At 65.5% G+C, this 18,162-nt stretch carries 22 protein-coding genes; 17 read left to right on the plus strand and 5 right to left on the minus strand.

Going from position 1 to position 18,162, the window contains the following annotated elements:
• Positions 1–27 precede the first annotated feature (27 nt).
• The 8 genes from AC1RQP_RS27140 to adhP all read left to right on the plus strand — a co-directional run bounded on the left by AC1RQP_RS27140 (position 28) and on the right by adhP (position 7,215).
• Positions 28–951, plus strand: a complete 924-nt coding sequence (locus AC1RQP_RS27140) for an AAA family ATPase (protein WP_061882914.1) — start codon at positions 28–30, stop codon at positions 949–951.
• Between the two features lie 99 nt (positions 952–1,050).
• Complete coding sequence (locus AC1RQP_RS27145; protein ID WP_239624906.1) at positions 1,051–2,253, plus strand: vWA domain-containing protein; 1,203 nt, start codon at positions 1,051–1,053, stop codon at positions 2,251–2,253.
• A 9-nt stretch (positions 2,254–2,262) separates the two neighbouring features.
• Complete coding sequence (locus AC1RQP_RS27150; RefSeq protein ID WP_007602422.1) at positions 2,263–2,586, plus strand: XdhC family protein; 324 nt, start codon at positions 2,263–2,265, stop codon at positions 2,584–2,586.
• Positions 2,587–2,588: 2 nt separating this feature from the next.
• Entirely contained in the window at positions 2,589–3,290 is a 702-nt protein-coding gene (locus AC1RQP_RS27155; protein WP_239624904.1) for an XdhC family protein, read from the plus strand.
• Complete coding sequence (locus AC1RQP_RS27160; protein ID WP_239624902.1) at positions 3,287–4,891, plus strand: NTP transferase domain-containing protein; 1,605 nt, start codon at positions 3,287–3,289, stop codon at positions 4,889–4,891. The genes AC1RQP_RS27155 and AC1RQP_RS27160 overlap by 4 nt, the downstream gene beginning before the upstream one ends.
• 197 nt (positions 4,892–5,088) lie before the next feature.
• Positions 5,089–5,478: a DUF4189 domain-containing protein gene (locus AC1RQP_RS27165; protein WP_492939489.1), complete on the plus strand. Its 390-nt coding sequence runs from the start codon at positions 5,089–5,091 to the stop codon at positions 5,476–5,478.
• 162 nt (positions 5,479–5,640) lie between these two features.
• Positions 5,641–6,051: a DUF2000 family protein gene (locus AC1RQP_RS27170; protein WP_492939491.1), complete on the plus strand. Its 411-nt coding sequence runs from the start codon at positions 5,641–5,643 to the stop codon at positions 6,049–6,051.
• Between the two features lie 138 nt (positions 6,052–6,189).
• Positions 6,190–7,215, plus strand: coding sequence for an alcohol dehydrogenase AdhP (gene adhP / locus AC1RQP_RS27175; protein ID WP_492939493.1), 1,026 nt, complete (start codon positions 6,190–6,192; stop codon positions 7,213–7,215).
• A gap of 4 nt (positions 7,216–7,219) precedes the next feature.
• On the opposite strand, the gene AC1RQP_RS27180 is transcribed toward adhP, so the two are convergent.
• Genes AC1RQP_RS27180 through AC1RQP_RS27190 form a run of 3 tightly spaced genes read right to left on the minus strand, consistent with a single transcriptional unit; the run spans position 7,220 to position 8,442 of the window.
• Positions 7,220–7,633, minus strand: coding sequence for a GFA family protein (locus AC1RQP_RS27180; protein WP_492939495.1), 414 nt, complete (start codon positions 7,631–7,633; stop codon positions 7,220–7,222).
• 15 nt (positions 7,634–7,648) lie between these two features.
• Complete coding sequence (locus AC1RQP_RS27185; protein WP_492939497.1) at positions 7,649–8,110, minus strand: SRPBCC family protein; 462 nt, start codon at positions 8,108–8,110, stop codon at positions 7,649–7,651.
• The gene (locus AC1RQP_RS27190) at positions 8,107–8,442 is read right to left on the minus strand and encodes an ArsR/SmtB family transcription factor (protein WP_492939499.1); all 336 of its coding nucleotides are present in this window, start codon (positions 8,440–8,442) and stop codon (positions 8,107–8,109) included. The genes AC1RQP_RS27185 and AC1RQP_RS27190 overlap by 4 nt, the downstream gene beginning before the upstream one ends.
• Positions 8,443–8,547: 105 nt before the next feature.
• Between AC1RQP_RS27190 and AC1RQP_RS27195 the strand changes: the two genes are divergently transcribed.
• The 6 genes from AC1RQP_RS27195 to AC1RQP_RS27220 all read left to right on the plus strand — a co-directional run bounded on the left by AC1RQP_RS27195 (position 8,548) and on the right by AC1RQP_RS27220 (position 14,596).
• Positions 8,548–9,243, plus strand: a complete 696-nt coding sequence (locus AC1RQP_RS27195) for a TetR/AcrR family transcriptional regulator (protein ID WP_492939501.1) — start codon at positions 8,548–8,550, stop codon at positions 9,241–9,243.
• Positions 9,240–10,028, plus strand: coding sequence for an HlyD family secretion protein (locus AC1RQP_RS27200; protein ID WP_492939503.1), 789 nt, complete (start codon positions 9,240–9,242; stop codon positions 10,026–10,028). The genes AC1RQP_RS27195 and AC1RQP_RS27200 overlap by 4 nt, the downstream gene beginning before the upstream one ends.
• Positions 10,025–10,957 (plus strand): ABC transporter ATP-binding protein, encoded by a 933-nt coding sequence (locus AC1RQP_RS27205; protein WP_492939505.1) that lies wholly within the window; start codon positions 10,025–10,027, stop codon positions 10,955–10,957. The genes AC1RQP_RS27200 and AC1RQP_RS27205 overlap by 4 nt, the downstream gene beginning before the upstream one ends.
• Positions 10,954–12,117, plus strand: coding sequence for an ABC transporter permease (locus AC1RQP_RS27210; RefSeq protein WP_239624885.1), 1,164 nt, complete (start codon positions 10,954–10,956; stop codon positions 12,115–12,117). The genes AC1RQP_RS27205 and AC1RQP_RS27210 overlap by 4 nt, the downstream gene beginning before the upstream one ends.
• 104 nt (positions 12,118–12,221) lie before the next feature.
• Positions 12,222–13,529, plus strand: a complete 1,308-nt coding sequence (locus AC1RQP_RS27215; RefSeq protein ID WP_492939900.1) for an adenylate/guanylate cyclase domain-containing protein — start codon at positions 12,222–12,224, stop codon at positions 13,527–13,529.
• Between the two features lie 152 nt (positions 13,530–13,681).
• Positions 13,682–14,596: a PhzF family phenazine biosynthesis protein gene (locus tag AC1RQP_RS27220; RefSeq protein WP_492939507.1), complete on the plus strand. Its 915-nt coding sequence runs from the start codon at positions 13,682–13,684 to the stop codon at positions 14,594–14,596.
• Between the two features lie 54 nt (positions 14,597–14,650).
• Here AC1RQP_RS27220 and AC1RQP_RS27225 read toward each other — a convergent pair whose 3' ends face one another.
• Both AC1RQP_RS27225 and AC1RQP_RS27230 read right to left on the minus strand, forming a co-directional pair.
• Positions 14,651–15,112 (minus strand): DUF488 domain-containing protein, encoded by a 462-nt coding sequence (locus AC1RQP_RS27225; RefSeq protein ID WP_492939509.1) that lies wholly within the window; start codon positions 15,110–15,112, stop codon positions 14,651–14,653.
• A 7-nt stretch (positions 15,113–15,119) separates the two neighbouring features.
• A complete protein-coding gene (locus AC1RQP_RS27230) occupies positions 15,120–15,941 on the minus strand; it encodes a DUF72 domain-containing protein (RefSeq protein ID WP_492939511.1) in 822 nt (273 codons plus the stop codon).
• A gap of 114 nt (positions 15,942–16,055) precedes the next feature.
• On the opposite strand from AC1RQP_RS27230, the gene AC1RQP_RS27235 reads away from it, so the two are divergent.
• From AC1RQP_RS27235 to AC1RQP_RS27245, 3 genes are all read left to right on the plus strand, one after another.
• A complete protein-coding gene (locus AC1RQP_RS27235) occupies positions 16,056–16,436 on the plus strand; it encodes a hypothetical protein (RefSeq protein WP_239624878.1) in 381 nt (126 codons plus the stop codon).
• 152 nt (positions 16,437–16,588) lie between these two features.
• A complete protein-coding gene (locus AC1RQP_RS27240) occupies positions 16,589–16,786 on the plus strand; it encodes a hypothetical protein (RefSeq protein WP_239624876.1) in 198 nt (65 codons plus the stop codon).
• 240 nt (positions 16,787–17,026) lie between these two features.
• The gene (locus tag AC1RQP_RS27245; RefSeq protein WP_028177350.1) at positions 17,027–18,160 is read left to right on the plus strand and encodes a glycosyltransferase family 2 protein; all 1,134 of its coding nucleotides are present in this window, start codon (positions 17,027–17,029) and stop codon (positions 18,158–18,160) included.
• Positions 18,161–18,162 lie beyond the last annotated feature (2 nt).

Consider the following 18,162-nt stretch of genomic DNA (forward strand, 5'->3'; position numbering starts at 1 on the left):
TGAGGGCGTAGTAAGACTGGCTTTCTCATGACTTCAACGCCCAATTCGTCCGGTGCTTTGCCGGCATCGGTCGATGCGATGCTCGAACTTCTGACGTCGCGGGGCTACCTCGCCGAGCGGTCGCTTGCGACGGTGACCTACCTCTCCCTGCGCATGGGCCGGCCGCTGTTCCTGGAAGGCGAGGCCGGCGTCGGCAAGACCGAGATCGCCAAGGTGCTCTCGGCGGCGCTGGGGCGGAAGCTGATCCGCCTCCAGTGCTATGAAGGCCTCGACGTTTCCTCCGCGGTCTACGAGTGGAACAGCGCCGCGCAGATGATCGCGATCCGGATGGCGGAAGCCGCCGGCGACACCGATCGCGACCAGCTCTCGAGCGATATCTTCGCCGACCGCTACATGATCAAGCGGCCGCTGCTTCAGGCCCTGGAGCCCGACGTCGCCGGTCCGCCGGTGCTGCTGATCGACGAGCTCGACCGCGCCGACGAGGCGTTCGAGGCCTACCTGCTCGAGATCCTCAGCGACTTCCAGGTGACCATCCCCGAATTCGGCACCGTGAAGGCGCCGCATCCGCCGATCGTCATCATCACCTCCAACCGCACCCGCGAGATCCATGACGCGCTGAAGCGGCGCTGCCTCTATCACTGGGTGGATTATCCTGCCGCCGAGCGTGAGCTTGCGATCGTCAAGACGCGCGTGCCCGGCATCTCCGCCAAGCTGTCGCAGCAGGTCGTGCGTTTCGTGCAGGCGCTGCGCAACCAGGACTTCTACAAGTCGCCGGGTGTCGCCGAGACCATCGACTGGGCCACTGCCCTGTCCGAGCTCGATGCCCGGTCGCTGACCCCGCAAGTGGTCGGCGACACGCTGGGTGCGCTGCTCAAATATCAGGACGACATCACCCGGATGCAGGGCGATGCCTTGCAGAAGGTGCTGAAGGAAGCGACGAGCGAGAATTAGTTGGGTCGTTCCGGGGCGATGCGTAGCATCGAACCCGGAACCTCGAGATTCCGGGTTCACGCTACGCGTGCCCCGGAATGACGGCAGGGGCGACAGACCATGGCCATCAACCACCTTGCCCCGGAGCAAACCGAGCAGTTCGCCGACAACATCGTCGGCTTTGCCCGCGCGCTGCGTGCCGCCGGCATTCCCGTCGGGCCGGGTGCGGTGATCGATGCCATGAATGCGCTCGAGGTGATTGACATCGGCAACCGCGCCGACGTCTTCACGACGCTGGAGGCGATCTTCGTCAAGCGCCACGAGCATGCGCTGATCTTCAAGCAGGCCTTCAACCTGTTCTTCCGCGCCTCGGAAGAATGGAAGCACATGCTGGATTCGGTGCCGCTGCCGGAGCAGGCCAAGAAGAAGCCGCAGGCGGGCGCGCGCCGCGTGCAGGAGGCGATGTCGCAGCCGCGGATGACCGAGACGCCGCAGCACCAGGAGCAGGATCTGCGCCTGTCCGTCTCCGACAAGGAGATCCTTCAGAAGAAGGATTTCGCGCAGATGAGCGCGGCCGAGATCACCGAGGCGCTCCGCGCCATCGAGCGGATGCACCTTCCGCAAGCGGAGCTTCTGACGCGCCGGCGCCAGCCCGACGCGCGGGGCCTGCGGCTCGACCTGCGCCGCACGCTCCGCGCATCGCTCCGCACCGGCGGCGACATCATCGACATCCATCGCCTCGGGCGGATCCAGAAGCCGGCGCCGATCGTCGCGCTGCTCGATATCTCGGGTTCGATGAGCGAGTATACCCGCCTGTTCCTGCACTTCCTCCACGCCATCACCGACGCGCGCAAGCGCGTCTCGGTGTTCCTGTTCGGCACCCGTCTCACCAACGTCAGTCGCGCGCTGCGCCAGCGCGACCCCGACGAGGCGCTGGCGAGCTGCTCGGCCTCGGTCGAGGACTGGGCCGGCGGCACCCGGATCTCGGCCTCGCTGCACAACTTCAACAAATTGTGGGCGCGGCGGGTGCTGAGCCAGGGCGCCATCGTGCTGCTGATCTCCGACGGGCTGGAACGGGAAGCCGATTCCAAGCTGGCCTTCGAGATGGACCGGCTGCACCGGTCCTGCCGGCGGCTGATCTGGCTCAACCCGCTGTTGCGGTTCGGCGGTTTCGAGGCCAAGGCGCAGGGCATCAAAATGATGCTTCCCCACGTTGACGAATTCCGCCCGGTACATAATTTGAGTTCGATCCAGGAGCTGATCACGACGCTCTCCCGGCCGCTGCCGCCGCATCACCGCAGCCTGATCCGCTCCGCAGCTTGAGAGGCACCCATGCTCGATCGCGACGAGGATATCCTGAAGGCGGCGGAGGACTGGCAGAAGGCCGGTCGTGGCGTCGCGCTCGCTACCGTTGTCGAGACCTGGGGTTCGGCCCCGCGCCCGGCGGGCTCGAGCCTCGTCATCAACGACGAGGGGACCTTTCTGGGCTCGGTGTCAGGCGGCTGCGTCGAGGGCGCCGTGGTGACCGAGGCCATGGATGTGATCCAGAGCGGTAAACCGAGGATGCTGGAGTTCGGCGTGGCCGACGAGACCGCCTGGAATGTCGGGCTGTCCTGTGGCGGCACCATCCGCGTCTTCGTCGAGAAGGTCGGTTAATCGTGAAGCTCGAGATCCTGCACGAACTCAATGCCGAGCGCGCCGCGCGCCGGCCGGTGATCCTGGTGACCGACACCGAGAGCGGCGAGCAGCGGCTGGTCAAAGCCAAGGATTTTGCCAGGGATCCGCTGCGCACCGAGCTGGAGAAGCAGCTTCGCATGGGCAAGAGCGCCAGTGTCGAGGCTGGCGGCAAGAAGCTGTTCCTCAACGTCTACGCGCCGACGGCAAAGCTCGTCATCGTCGGCGCGGTCCATATCAGCCAGGCGCTGGCGCCGCTGGCGCGCTCGCTCGGCTACGACGTCACCGTGGTCGATCCGCGCACGGCCTTTGCAAGCCCGGAGCGCTTCCCGGACATTCCGCTGATCGCCGAATGGCCCGACACGGCGCTGCCGCCGCTCAACGTCGATGCCTACACCGCCTTCGTCGCGGTGACGCACGATCCCAAGATCGACGATCCCGCGCTGCTGCACGCCTTCGAGCGCAACTGCTTCTATATCGGCGCGCTCGGCTCGCGAAAGACGCATGCCAAGCGGGCCGACCGGTTGCGGGCGCAGGGCGCCAGGGAAAGCGACATCGCGCGCATCCACGCGCCCATTGGCCTTCCGATCGGCGCGGTGTCGCCGTCCGAGATCGCGGTGGCGATCATGGCCGAGATCACGGCCGTGCTTCGGCTGCCTCCGAAAGAAAAAGAAGAGGCGGCATGAAATTCGGACCAGCGAGCCCGAGGGATGCGATTGGCGGGGTGACCGTCCACACCCTGCGCCAGGGGCCGCTGGTGCTGAAGAAAGGCACGAAGATCGGCGCCGCCGAGGTCGAGGCGCTGGAGCGTGCCGGCATCAAGGATATCGTCGTGGTGCGGATGGAGGCGGGTGACGTCTCCGAGGACGTCGCGGCTGCCAGCATCGCGCTCGCCGTCGGCGGCGAGGGTATCCATGTCGAGCGCGCCTTCACCGGGCGCGCCAATCTGTTCGCCGCGCGCCCGGGCGTGCTGGTGATCGACCGCGCCGCGGTCGACCGCATCAACAATGTCGACGAGGCCATCACCTTCGCGACGCTCACCGCCTACAAGCCGGTGGTCGAGGGCGAGATGGTCGGTACCGTCAAGATCATCCCGTTCGGCGTCGAGGGCGCGTTGCGCGATGCGGCGGTGAAGGCGGCCGGCAAGGACGTGCTGAAGGTCGCGCCTTACGTGATCAAGCGCGTCGGCGTCGTCTCGACGCTGCTGCCGGGCCTGTCCTCCAAGGTGATCGACAAGACCCTGCGCGTCACCGCCGAGCGGCTGGCGCCGGCCGGCGCCGGCATCATCGCCGAGCGGCGTGTCCCGCATGAGGAGCACGCGCTGTCGGCCGCGATCAAGGAAGTGCTGGGCCTCGGTGCCGAGCTCGTCATCGTGTTCGGCGCCTCTGCGATCGCCGATCGCCGCGACGTGATCCCCGCGGCCGTTACCGGCATCGGCGGCGAGATCGAGCATTTCGGCATGCCGGTCGATCCCGGCAATCTGCTGCTGATCGCCCGCGCCGGCAGCGTCCCGGTGCTGGGCGCGCCGGGTTGTGCGCGCTCGCCGGTCGAGAACGGTTTTGACTGGGTCTTGATGCGGCTCCTCGCCGGCATCAAGGTGACGCGGTCCGAGCTGATGGGCATGGGCGTCGGCGGTCTCCTGATGGAGATCGTGACGCGGCCGCAGCCGCGCACACAGCCAGAGACGGAGGGCAACAGTCAGGTCGCGGCCATCGTGCTCGCGGCGGGCCGTTCGACCCGCATGGGCGGCCCGAACAAGCTGCTCGCCGAGCTCGACGGCAAGAAGCTGGTGCGCCTTGCCACCGAGCAGGCGCTGGCCTCGAAAGCATCCGAGGTGATCGTCGTGACCGGGCACCAGGCGGAGCTCGTCGAGCAGGCGCTGCAAGGCCTAAAGGTGAAATTCGTCCGCAATCCGGATTTCGCCGGTGGTATCGCCAGCTCGGTCAAGGCGGGCATCGCGGCCGTGCCGGAGACCTGCGGCGGCGCCGTGGTGTGCCTCGGCGACATGCCGCTGATCGATGCCGGCCTGATCGACCGCCTCATCGACAGCTTTGCGCCCGACCGCGGCAATCTCATCGTCGTGCCGGTCAGCGAAGGTCGCCGCGGCAATCCCGTGCTGTGGTCGCGCCGCTTCTTCAAGGAGCTGATGACGCTCGACGGCGACGTCGGCGCGCGCCATCTGATCGCCAAGCACACCGAGGCGGTCGCCGAAGTGCCCGTCGAGGGCGAGAGCGCCTTCCTCGACATCGACACGCCGCAGGCGCTGGAAGCGGCAAGGGGCGGATGACGCTGCCGTAGGATGGGCAAAGGCGCGCAGCGCCGTGCCCACCATCTCTTCGTTGCGATCTACAATTGGTGGGCACGCTTCGCTTTGCCCACCCTACGGCATCTCCCAAGCCCGCCGATTTCAACCCTCCGTTCACCATCTGGAAACGACCGCCGCTTAGAGTCGCCTCGACCTGCCTTGGGGGGAGGGGATTTTCCATGGCTTCGAACGTCGTCGCGCGCCGTTGCGCGATGTTTTTCTTTGCGCTGTCCGTCTGTGTCGCCGGTGCCCGTTACATCACCGAAGCCCATGCCGCCGGTGCCTTTGCGGTTGGCAAATGCGGTGCTTATGGCCAAGCCTTCGATTATGGTCACGAGCATGAAGCGCTTGCCGCGGCGCAGAAGCAGTGCAAGGGCGATTGCACGACCGTCACGATGAAGCGCGCCTGCGCCGCGATGTCGGTCGATCTCACCAATCCCTGCGGTGCCTACGGCTATGCCGTCAAGCCGAAGATCTCCGCCTCGCTCAATGCCGCCACGCGCGAATGCTACAAGTACGGCGGCAAGGAATGCGTGATCCGCGCCTGGGCCTGCGACGCCAAGGGTTGATTCCATCCATCTCTCTTGCTGTCATTCCGGGGCGATGCGTAGCGTCGCACCCGGAATCCATTCGTCCACTTGCTCGGTAGCGCGATGGATTCTCAGGTGCGCAATTGCGCACCGTAGCTCGCGCCAAAATGGCGCGCCCTGGAATGACAGCTGAGGAACCCCATGCAGTTCGACACCAAGATCGCGGTCGTGATCCGCACCGATCTTCAGACCTGGCAGAAGCTCAACGTCGCGTCCTTTCTCACCAGCGGCATCGCCGCCGCTTTTCCCGAATGCATCGGCGAAGCCTATGAAGATGCCTCGGGCACGAAATATCACGCGCTGATCGGTCAGCCGATCCTGATCTATGGCGCCGACGGTCCGGCGTTGTCGCGCGCGCTGGACCGCGCGCTCACCCGGAACGTCATGCCGGCCGTCTATACCGAGGACATGTTCAGCACCACGCACGATGCCGCCAACCGCGAGGCGGTGAGGGCGGTCGCGCGCACCGAGCTCAATCTCGTCGGCATCGCCATGCGCGCCGAGCGCAAGGTGATCGACAAGATCGTCGATGGCCTGAAGTTCCATAGTTGATATCCACCTGCGGAAGTCCTGTCACCGCGCTGTCATGACGGCAGCGCGCTGCGCAACGATTGAGGCGGTTTGACCCGGATCAAGTGGCGGCCGCGCGTGGCCGCTACTCTGCCGTTCGCAATGCGAAGGAGCAGAGATATGCCGACCATGAAAGCCGCAATCGTCAAGCAATTCGGCAAGCCGCTGGTGATCGAGGACGTGCCGGTGCCGCAGCCCGGTCCCGGCGAGGTTCTGGTCAAGGTCAAGGCCTGCGGCGTCTGCCATACCGATCTGCACGCCGCCTCCGGCGACTGGCCGGTCAAGCCGGTGCCGCCCTTCATCCCCGGCCATGAGGCCGCCGGCATCGTCGCAGCGCTCGGGCCCGGCGTGAAAAATCTGAAAGTGGGAGATGCCGTCGGCGTCGCCTGGCTGCATGATGCCTGCATGGCTTGCGAATATTGCGAGACCGGCTGGGAAACACTGTGCGAGCACCAGCACAACACCGGCTACAGCGTGAACGGCGGGTTCGCCGAGTATGTCATCGCCTCGGCCGCCTTCGCCGCGAAGCTTCCGGCGACAGTGGACTTTGCTGCCATCGCGCCGATCCTGTGCGCCGGCGTCACCACCTACAAGGGATTGAAGGAGACCGAGGCCAGGCCCGGCGAGTGGGTGGTGATCTCAGGCGTTGGCGGGCTCGGCCATGTCGCGATCCAGTACGCCAAGGCGATGGGGCTCAAGGTGGTCGCGGTCGACATTGCCGAGGACAAGCTCGCACTTGCACGTGAGGCTGGCGCCGATCTCGCGGTCGATGCGCTCGCAGCCGGCGCTGTGGACAAGGTGCTGGCCGCGACCGGGGGCGGAGCCCATGGCGTGCTGGTGACGGCCGTCTCGACTGCCGCGTTCGCGCAGGCGCTGAAGATGGTGCGCCGCAAGGGCACCGTCAGCCTCGTCGGCCTGCCGCCGGGCGAATTCCCGACGCCGATCTTCGACGTCGTGCTCAAGCGCATCACGGTGCGCGGCTCCATCGTCGGTACGAGGCGCGACCTCGACGAAGCCATCGCGTTTGCCGCCGACGGCAAGGTGAAGGCCGAGGTGGCCAAGGTGCCGCTCGCGCAGATCAACGACGTCTTCGATCGGATGAAGGCCGGCAAGATCGAGGGCCGCATGGTGCTGGACTTCGGCTGACGCTTCATCCCGGCGGCATGCCCGCGAACGTCGCGAGGCCGTGGTCGAGGCGATCCCAGTCATGACCGCGCGCGGCGAAGGTGACTGCCTGCGGCCTGTAGCGGGCGGGCTCGTCGAGGCTTCCGGCGCGGATCGTGAACACGTCGGGATGCGCTGAGAAGGTCATGTAGATGGGCACACCGCATTGCGTGCAGAAGCCGCGCGTCTTGACGTTGCCGCTGTCGGCGACCATGTCCCAATGCTTCGCTTCGCCGGTCAGCGTGACGCCAGCGCGCGCGAATGTCGCGTACGAGCCATGGCCGCTGCCGCTTTCCCGCTGGCAGTCCCGGCACTGGCAGTGATTGCTGAGCAGCGGCTCGCCGGAAATCAAATAGCGGATCGCGCCGCAGGCGCAGCCGCCGGTATAGGGCTTGTCCATCGCGATATCTCCCACTCACTCTTCGCCGCTGATCTCGTCGAGCTTGCGCACAACCTTCTTCCAGCCGCCGCTCATGACCGTGTAGGCCGACTCGTTCCTCGGCAGGACGAAGCCCGCATGGATCAGGCGGATCCGCGTGCCGGCTTCGACCGGCGTGAGGGACCACGTCACGACGGTGTCGAGCGGTGCGCCATAGCCGGTGTTGCGCTCATCGCCGCCCTTCCAGGCGTAGACGAGGCGGCGGTTTGGTACGACCTCCAGAACCCGGCAATGGATCACGCCGTCCCAGTTGCCGCCCGGCGTGGTTTGGAACGTGAAGCTGTTGCCTTCGACGGCCTCGAAGCCGATCGGCTGCATCAGCCAGCGGGCGATCAACTGCGCGCTGGTCAGCGCCTTCCAGATTGTCTCGGGCGTGTGAGGGAAGACCTCGTCGATGACGATATCCCTCGTTTCGGCTTTCAACGCGGCAGCACTCACGGATCGATCTCCTTCAAGAGGTCACGCAGGGTCTGGAAACGCTCGCGCCAGAAGACGCCGTAATGATCCATCCAGGTCACCAGGGGTTCGAGACCTTGCGGTGCGGCGCGGTAATAGACGTTGCGGCCCTCTGCGCGCTCGGCGACGAGACCGGCCTGCTTGAGGGACTTCAGGTGTTGCGAGATCGCGCCCTGAGTGACGCCGCTGCCGCGCGTCAGTTCGGCGACGCTGATCTCCGTGCTTTCGAACACGCGCTCGAACACGGCGCGCCGTGTCGGGTCGGCGAGGGCGCGCATCACGGTGGTGACGGGGTTTTGGGCGGCTTCGATCATGCCGATTGATTAGCATTCGCTAATGCATTAGTCAACACTAATCTAATCTCAAGGGCTACACTCGTCGAGCTTGACTATGACTGACCAGTCAGTCATAAATATCAAATGACCAGGAAGCCGACCAAAGCCGCCTTGCCGGCAGCAACTCGCGCCAGTGCCGAGGGCCCCGCGCCTGCTCGCAACGAAGAGGCGCCTGCCTCGAACCGTGCTACGCGCGCGGCGGAGCGGCGTGCGGCGATCGTGGAAGCGGCGATGGAGGAATTCATCGCGCGCGGGTTTGCGGCGACACGGCTCGACGACATCGCCAAGCGCGCCGGCGTGGCAAAGGGCACGATCTACCTGCATTTCAAGGACAAGGAATCGATGTTCGAGGAGCTGGTGCGTATCGTCATCGTTCCCGTGGTCGCACGGCTGACCACGCTGCCGCCGCCGGCGGGCTCGGTGCGCGACCTGATCGAGGCCTTCGCGAGCAACTTCCTGAACGAGGTGATCGGCACGAGGCGCGGCGATCTGGTGCGCCTGATCGTGGCGGAAGGCCCGCGCTTTCCGTCCGTCGCCGACTTCTACTACCGCGAGGTCGTCTCGCGCGGGATCGCCGCCATGCGCGCGCTGATCGAGCTCGGCATCGCCCGCGGCGAGATCCGGCAAAAGGACCTCGCGCGCTATCCGCAGATCCTGGTCGCACCCGCGATGATCGCGGTGATCTGGCAGAGCCTGTTTGCGAGGCACGCGCCGCTGGACGCGCAAGAGATGCTGCGCGTCCATCTCGATCTGATTTTTGGCGAACGGAGCACGACATGACGTCGTCGCAGGCAATTTCAGTCTTGGCATTGGTCGCCGTGCTCGCAACCGGGCTTGCCGGATGCAAGGAAAGGCGCGATCCCGGCTTCCAGGGCTGGGTCGAGGCCGACATGATCTTCGTCAGCCCGGACGAAGCGGGGCGGGTCACCAAGCTCAACGTCCGCGAAGGCGACGAGGTCAAGGTCGGTGATGCCCTTTATTCCGTCGACGACGATCTCCAGCGCGCCGATCTCAACCAGAACAAGGCGACACTGGCGAACGCGCAGCAGACCTACGACCGGGCGGCCTCGCTGAGCAAGACCGGCTCGGGCACGCAGGCCAATCTCGATGCCGCCGTGTCGGCCTTGCGCGTCGCGGAAGCGCGGGTGGCGACGTCGGAGACGCGGATGGCGCGGCGCAAGGGCTTTGCGCCCGTCGCCGGCACCATTCAGCAGATCTATTTCCGCGAGGGCGAGATGGTGGCGGCGCAGCGTCCGGTGCTGTCGATCATGCCGCCCGGAAACATGAAGCTGCGTTTCTTCGTGCCGGAAGCCGAATTGCCCAAGCTCGCGATCGGCGACACGGTGCGCGTCTCTTGCGACAATTGCGCGGCCGACCTCACCGCAAAGATCTACTTCATCGCAACCTCGGCCGAATACACTCCGCCTGTCATCTACAGCCTCGATGAGCGCAGCAAGCTGGTCTATCTGATCCAGGCGCGGCCCTCTCGTCCCGATGCCTTGCGTGTGGGACAGCCGATCGACGTCTATCTCAATCCGAAGACACCCGTGGCGGACAAGCGATGAGTAGCGGCAACGGCATCGCGATCGACGTCAAGGGCCTGACCAAGTCGTTCGGCGGACGCGAGGTCGTGCACGATCTGTCGATGCAGGTGAAGCGCGGCTCGATCTACGGCTTCCTCGGACCCAACGGCTCGGGCAAGACCACGACCATCCGCATCCTCTGCGGGCTGCTCACGCCCGATAGCGGCGAGGGCACCTGCCTCGGCTACGACATCCGTCGCGATGCCGAGAAGATCAAGCGCCAGGTCGGCTACATGACCCAGCGCTTCAGCCTTTACCAGGACCTCTCGGTGCGCGAGAACCTCGAATTCGTCGCGCGGCTCTATGGCGTCACTGACGCGCGCGGCGCCGCACGCGACATGATCAGGCGGCTCGGGCTCTCGGGGCGCGAGGAGCAGCTTGCGGGCGAGCTCTCCGGCGGCTGGAAGCAGCGGCTGGCGCTGGGGGCCTGCACGCTGCCCAATCCGCAATTGTTGCTGCTCGACGAGCCTACCGCCGGCGTCGATCCCAAGGCGCGGCGCGATTTCTGGAACGAGATCCACGCACTCGCCGCCGAAGGCCTCACGGTGCTGGTCTCGACCCACTACATGGACGAGGCCGAGCGCTGCCACGAGATCGCCTACATCGCCTACGGCTATCTGCTGGCGCACGGCACGGTGGAGGAGGTGATCGCGAAATCCGCGCTGACGACCTACACCGTCACGGGCGAAGGACTGAACGAGCTTGCGGCCGCGCTCACGGGCAAGCCCGGGATCGACATGGTGGCGCCGTTCGGCAGCTCACTGCACGTTTCCGGCCGCGACGTCGCGGCGCTCGAAGGCAGCATCGCGCCCTGGCGCGAGAAGGGCGGACTGCGCTGGCAGAAGTCGCAACCGTCGCTCGAAGACGTGTTCATCGAGCTGATGGGGCGCTCCAAGGACAACTTCCAATGAGCGCCGTCGACCATCCCGCACCCCGACGCGAGATCCGCGAGCGCTTCGGCTTTCTGCGGCGCTCCTATGCGATGCTGGTCAAGGAGTTCATCCAGCTCAAGCGCGATCGCGTCTCGTTCGCGATGATCGTGATGTTGCCCGTGATGCAGCTGATGCTGTTCGGCTATGCCATCAACACCACGCCGCGCCATCTGCCGAGCGCCGTGCTGCTCCAGGAGGACTCCGATCTCGCCCGCTCGATCCTGAAGGCACTGGAGAACACCGCCTATTTCCGCTTCCTCTACGAAGTGCACGACGTCGACGATTTCGACAACCTGCTGAAATCCGGCAAGGTGCTGTTCGGTGTCGAGATCCCGCGCGGCTTCGAGCGGGCGGTGCGGCGCGGCGACAAGCCGGCGCTGCTGGTCGCCGCCGATGCCACGGACCCGGTCGCGGCGAGCGCGGCGATCGGTTCGCTCGGCATGGTCGTGCAGACCGCGCTCAAGCACGATCTCTACATCGGCGATCCCCCGGAGATGCCGTTCGAGATCCGCGCGCACGCGCGCTACAATCCGGCCGCGGCCTCCAGCCTCAACATCGTGCCGGGGTTGGTCGGCACCATCCTGACCATGACTATGCTGATCTTCACCGCGCTGTCGGTCACGCGCGAGGTCGAGCGCGGCACCATGGAGAGCCTGCTGTCGATGCCGATCAGGCCGGTCGAGGTGATGCTCGGCAAGATCATCCCTTACGTGCTGGTCGGCTTCGTCCAGGCCTTCCTGATCATCAGCATCGGCGTCGGCCTGTTCGGCGTGCCCGTGCTCGGCAACCTCGTCCTGCTGGCGCTGCTCTCGACGCTGTTCATCACCACCAATCTGTCGATCGGCTACACCATCTCGACCCTGGTGCAGAACCAGCTCCAGGCGATGCAGATGTCGATGATGTTCTTCCTGCCCAGCATTTTGCTCTCCGGCTTCATGTTCCCATTTGCCGGCATGCCGGCGTGGGCGCAATATCTCGGCGAGGGCCTGCCGCTGACCCACTATCTGCGCATTGTCCGCGCCATCATGCTGAAGGGCGCGACCATGCAGAACCTGCACTTCGACACGCTGGCGCTGGCGGCCCTGATGCTGCTCGCCATGACCATCGCCGTGACGCGCTTCCGTCGCACGCTGGATTGAGGCAAACTGTCCTCGATGTCATTCCGGGGCGCACGAAGTGCGAACCCGGAATTTCGAGATTCCGGGTTCACGCTGCGCGTGTCCCGGAATGACAAGGGGGGATGATGGTTCGTTTTGCGAGCAGGAAGACACGGCAGCATGCCGTCCTCTCGAAGGATTTCGAGCGCGAGCTGACGCGGGAGGTGCTGCGCACCGAGCTGTTGCGGGTGCGGGCGCTGATCCTGACGGGGTGCGTCATGATGTTGTTCCTCACCGCGATCTATTTGCTCGATCCCACTGTGGTGAACCGGGTCTGGCGCGGGACGGAAGGGATCATCCAGGTCTACGGCCTTCTCCTCGGCTTCATCCTGTTCGAGGTCTGGGTCCACACCCAGATCAGGAAGAATCTCCGCCTCGATCGCGACCTGCCGGTGATCAGGCGCTATATCGGCGCGCTGATCGAGACCTCGCTGCCGACCGTCATCCTCATCCTGCAAATCCGGTCCATGGGCGCGAGCCAGGCTCTCGGTTTCGCTGTACCGCTCATGTACTTCATCTTCATCATCCTCTCGACTCTGCGGCTTGATTTCTGGCTTTCCACATTCACGGGTTTCGTGGCTGCCGCCGGGCTTCTGACGGCCGCGCTGTACTACAACCCGACGAGCGAGACCGGCGAGCCCCTGATCTACTTCCACGCCGTGCGCAGCGTGGTCATCCTGATCTGCGGCGTGCTGGCGGGTGCCGTCGGAGCGCAATTGCGGCGGCAATTCGCCGCGAGTATTGCGGCAGCGACCGCGCGCGACCGCGTGACGAACCTGTTCGGGCAGCACGTCTCCCCCCAGGTGGTGGAGCGGCTGATGGCCGCCGGAGCCAGCGCGGGCGGCGATCTCCGCCGTGTCGCGGTGATGTTCGTCGATTTCCGCGGCTTCACCGCCGGCGCGCAGTCGCGCACCCCGCAGGAGGTGGTCGATCGGCTCGACGGCGCCTTTGCGGTCCTGGTCGATATTCTCGACCGTCACGGCGGCATCGTGAACAAGTTTCTGGGCGACGGTTTCCTCGCGCTGTTTGGGGCGCCGCTGGAGGCTTCCGACGCCGCGCACCGCGCGGTCGCCGCCGGCCGCGAGATGCTGACCGCGATGGACCGCATCAACGCGCAGACGAGCTGGCCGCTTCGCATCGGCATCGGCATCCATTTCGGCGAGGTCGTTGCCGGCAACATCGGCTCGCCCCGGCGCAAGGAATACACCGTCATCGGCGATACCGTGAACTTCGCCTCGCGCCTGGAGGCGCTGAACAAGGAGTTCGGCTCGCAGCTCCTGATCTCGGCATCTGTCCGTGAAGCGCTGGGTGAGGACGGCAGCGACGCCGTCGCGCTCGGCGAGGTCGAAGTGCGCGGCTACGTGCAGAAGATGCGGGTGTTTCAGCTGGGGTAGCGCACATCATGCGTCGCCGCGCGCAGGTCTCTTCCATCACACGCGATTGCTCCGATTGCTCCGAATTTTGGGACATGACGAGCGATGCGGCCGGCTTGTAGAGTGCCGGCGAAGCGGCCGGTCGCGGCCGTCACTTGCATGAGGAAGAGACGATGCAGCGCCGCTACATCACCGTCGACGTGTTCACCGATCGCGCCTTCGGCGGCAACCAGCTCGCCGTGGTGCTCGATGCCGGCGGGCTCTCGACCGCGCAGATGCAGTCGATCGCTACCGAGTTCAACTATTCCGAGACGACATTCGTGCTGCCGCCGCGCGACAAGGCCAACGACGCCGAGGTGCGCATCTTCACCCCGGTCCGGGAGCTGCCGTTTGCGGGCCATCCCAATGTCGGCACGGCCTTCGTGCTGGCAACGATCGCGAAAGAATCGAAGCCGCAGCTGCTGTTCGAGGAGAAGGCCGGTCTGGTCCCGGTCGATATCGTGCGGGAGCAGGGCAGGGTGATCAGCGCCGAGCTCACCGCGCCACAGAAACTGGCGAGGCTTGCGGAGCTGTCCGCGGCCGACGTCGCTGCCTGCATTTCCCTGGCGGCGGATGACATCAAGACCGATCATCATGCGCCGCAAGTCGTCGGCGTCGGAACGCCGTTCGTGGTGGCGGAGGTGGGATCGCGCGAAGCCGTGCGCAGGGCCAAGCCCGACGCTGCTGCGTTTGGCCGGATGCTGCCGCGCGACGGCGCTTTCTCGGTCTACTTCTACACGCGCGACGTGCCGGCAGCGGAGGCGCCCTGCGAGCGTCAGGCGCGGATGTTCTTTCCCGGCGCAAGCGGCCTGATCGAAGACCCCGCCACCGGCAGTGCGACGGTCGCCGCCGCCGCGCTGTTCGCCGATCTCGATCCCACGCGTGACGGCGAATTGAAGCTCACCATCGGCCAGGGCTTTGACATGGGCCGTCCGAGCATGCTTCTCACCCGCGTGCGCAAGCAGGACGGCACGATCGTCTCCGCCCATGTCGGCGGGAGCTGCGTGCAGATGATGGAAGGGACGTTCAAGCTCGCGGGAGAGGGGTAGGCTGTCATTCCGGGGCGCGACGAGGTTGCGCCAGCATGACGGCTACGGCGGCAGCTACACCTGCCGCCCCGCCAGATTCTTCACCGTCACCCCGTCGCGCTCCTCGATGATCTCCGCGATCATCTGGCGGTGGCAGTGGGTGTGGTCGCGCTCGTAGCAGAGCAGGCAGATGGGGCCGGCCTTCTTCACCAGCGCCGAGAGCTCGTCCATCTCTTCCCGCGCCTGCGGCGTTTTCAGGTGCTTTGCGTAGATTTTCTCCAGCACGTCGTACTGTCCGCTGCGGGCGGCGAGGCGGCCCTCTTTCGGCGTGCCGAGCGCGGCGAGATGCACATAGGCGATGCCGCGCTCGTCGAGGCCTGCCGACAGCTGCTTCTTGGAAAAGCCCGGCCGGCGCGATGACGTCACCGCGCGCACGTCGACCACGAGCTTGACGCCGGCCTCTTCCAGCTCGTCCAGCACGGCTTTGGGCGGCGTCTGCTCATAGCCGATGGTAAACAGCTTCCTCGCCTTTGCCATGTAGCCCTCAGCTCACCCGCGCGATCAGTTCCATGGCGCCGGCCGGCGCGCGCACCTTGCCCTCGTGGATGACATAGGCGAACACGTCCCGCGGCTCCTTCTTTGGCTTGCCCTTATCGACCTTCTGGAGGTCGTCGGGTTCACCGCCCGAAGCCCAGTCCTGCAAGCGCTTGGCCCAGGCATCGAGCTGCTTCGGCGGATAGCAGGTCTTGATCTCGTCATTGCCCTTCTGCAGCCTTGCATAGACGAAATCGCCGGCAACGTCGGCGATAGCAGGATATTTGCCGTGCTCGGCGAACACCACGGGCGTCTCGAACTCGCGGATCAGCGCGACGAAGTCCGGCGTGCAGAAGCTGTCATGGCGTACTTCCACGACATGGCGCAGTGCACGCCCGTCGATCTTGCGCGGCAACAGCTCGAGGAATTTTCCAAAATCGGCGCCGTCGAATTTCTTGGTTGGGGCGAACTGCCACAGCACCGGCCCGAGATGGTCGCCGAGTTCCAACACGCCGGAATCATAGAACCGCTTGATGGAATCGCCGGCCTCGGCGAGCACGCGCCGGTTGGTGGCGAAGCGCGGTCCCTTCACCGAGAACACGAAACCATCAGGGACTTCGCTCGCCCATTTGCGAAAGCTCTCCGGCTTCTGCGAGCCGTAATAGGTGCCGTTGATTTCGATCGAGGTGAGCTTCGAGGCTGCGTAGGACAGTTCCTTCGCCTGCGCCAGCTTCTCCGGATAGAACACGCCGCGCCAGGGCTCGAAGGTCCAGCCGCCGATGCCGATGAAGATGTTGCCGGATTTTTTTGACGCGGTTTTTGCTTTGGCCACGGAATTTCTCGCATCGACGGGGAGGGACCCCATCCTAGTCAAACCAGTTGTGATTGGCCAGTTGGTCCACCCCGTCTAAGCTTGCGCCCGGACCCGCGAAAAAAGGAGAACAAGATGCGGATGCTGTCGGTGGGAGCGGCGCTCGTCATGATGACATCTGCTGCCATGACATGGCCTGCTTTGGCCGATGACGACGACGCGAGAAGCGCACAGAAGCTCGCCCAGCAGGGCCGCGACGATTACTGGCATTGCCTGGCGCGGGAATATTCGCGCGACTCCAATCAAGGCCTGTCGGAGCAGGATTTCGGCCGCTCGGTTGCGGGTGCCTGTCCATCGGAGCGGCAATATTACCGGGTCGCGCTGCTCGACTATCTCACCACGCAGTATCCGAACATCGATGCCGGCGCCCATCTCGCCACCGCGAACAGGGCGGTGGAGGCGGCGCAGAAGGACATCGTGATGGCCTTCGTCAAGCATCGGCCGCCCGCGAGATAGCGAGCAGGGAGTGGCGAATAGCAATGGCGCAGGAGGCCGGTTTCCCGATTCGCTACTCCCCATTTGCTACTCGCCCCTTTCCGGCAGCTCTCTTCCGGCCGCGCGCTCATCCGTGGTATCAGTGGGCGGATCTGGAGCAGGGAAGGACTTGCATGTCGTCTGAGTCGATGGGGGGCATTCTGGGGGCGATCGTGGCGGCGATCGTGCTTGCGGCTGCCGTCGTGTTCGGGCCGATCGGCCAGTACGGCAAGCCGCCCAGGCCGGCGAAAGTCGAGCCGGCGGCGGCACCGGCCGCTCCCGCCGCGCCCGCGCCGCGCGGCCCGATAATCCGGGAAGTGCCCAACCAATAGGGCAGGAAAACGAGCTTTCTGCCCCTTGCGAAGCGCTTCTGCCGTCCCCATCTAGCCTGTAACGGCGACGTTGAGCGAAGAGCTCCGTCGCTGGGACGACCTTGGAATAGCTCAGGCCTGCGCCGGATGTACGCGCAGGTCCGCCGTTCCGGGGTCGTTGGCATTTTAGGGCCCCTTTTCGGCCGTTCCCCAGAGACCCCGGCTTGGCAGCGCAGGACGCGGCGGATATACGCTGCCGTCATGAACGAAGCGATCAGACCCGGCGCCGACATCCCGCCGCAGGCTCAAGAGGGGCCGGAACTGTCGGTCATCGTCCCGACCTTCAACGAGCGCGACAACGTCACGGTGCTGTACCGGCGGCTGGAGGCGACGCTCGCCAATATCGCGTGGGAAGTCGTGTTCGTCGACGACAACTCGCCCGACGGCACCTGGGACGTCGTGCGCGCGCTGGCGCAGCGCGACAGCCGCGTGCGCTGTGTCCGCCGCATCGGCCGTCGCGGCCTCTCGGGCGCCTGCATCGAGGGCATCCTCGCCTCGAGCGCTCCCTATGTGGCCGTGATCGATGCCGACCTCCAGCACGACGAGACGCAGCTGCCGAAGATGCTGCTGCTCCTCGCCAGCGATCAGGCCGACCTCGTGGTCGGCAGCCGCTACATCGAGGGCTACAAGAGCGAAGGCTTCAACAAGCAGCGCGCCGGAGCCAGTGCGCTCGCGACCGAGGTCGCCAGGAAGATGCTGCGGGTCGAGATCGCAGATCCCATGAGCGGCTTCTTCATGATTCGCCGCGACCGTTTCGAGCAGCTCGCCCCAAAGCTCTCCGTGCACGGCTTCAAGATCCTGCTCGACGTCGTCGCGAGCGCGCACGGCAGCTTGCGCGCCGTCGAGATCCCCTACACTTTCGGCGCCCGCCAGCACGGCGAGAGCAAGCTCGATTCCATGGTCGCACTCGACTTCCTGGGTCTCGTGCTGGCCAAGCTGACCAACGACATCGTCTCGCTGCGCTTCATCCTGTTCGCCATGGTCGGCGGCATTGGCCTCGTGGTGCACTTGACCACGTTGTTCATCGCGCTTCAGCTGTTCAACGCGCCGTTCGCGGAGGCGCAGGCCGCCGGCGCCATCGTCGCCATGACCAGCAATTTCATCCTCAACAACTTCCTCACCTATCGCGACCAGCGGCTGAAGGGCTTTGCGCTGCTGCGCGGCCTCATCGCCTTCTACATCGTATGCAGCGTCGGCCTGCTCGCCAATGTCGGCGTCGCCTTCTCGGTGTACGACCAGGAGCCGATCTGGTGGCTGGCCGGCATGGCCGGCGCGCTGATGGGCGTGGTGTGGAACTACGCGATGTCCGGACTGTTCGTCTGGCGCAAGAAATAGCA

This window comes from Bradyrhizobium sp. GW821-FHT13H06 (assembly GCF_058803975.1).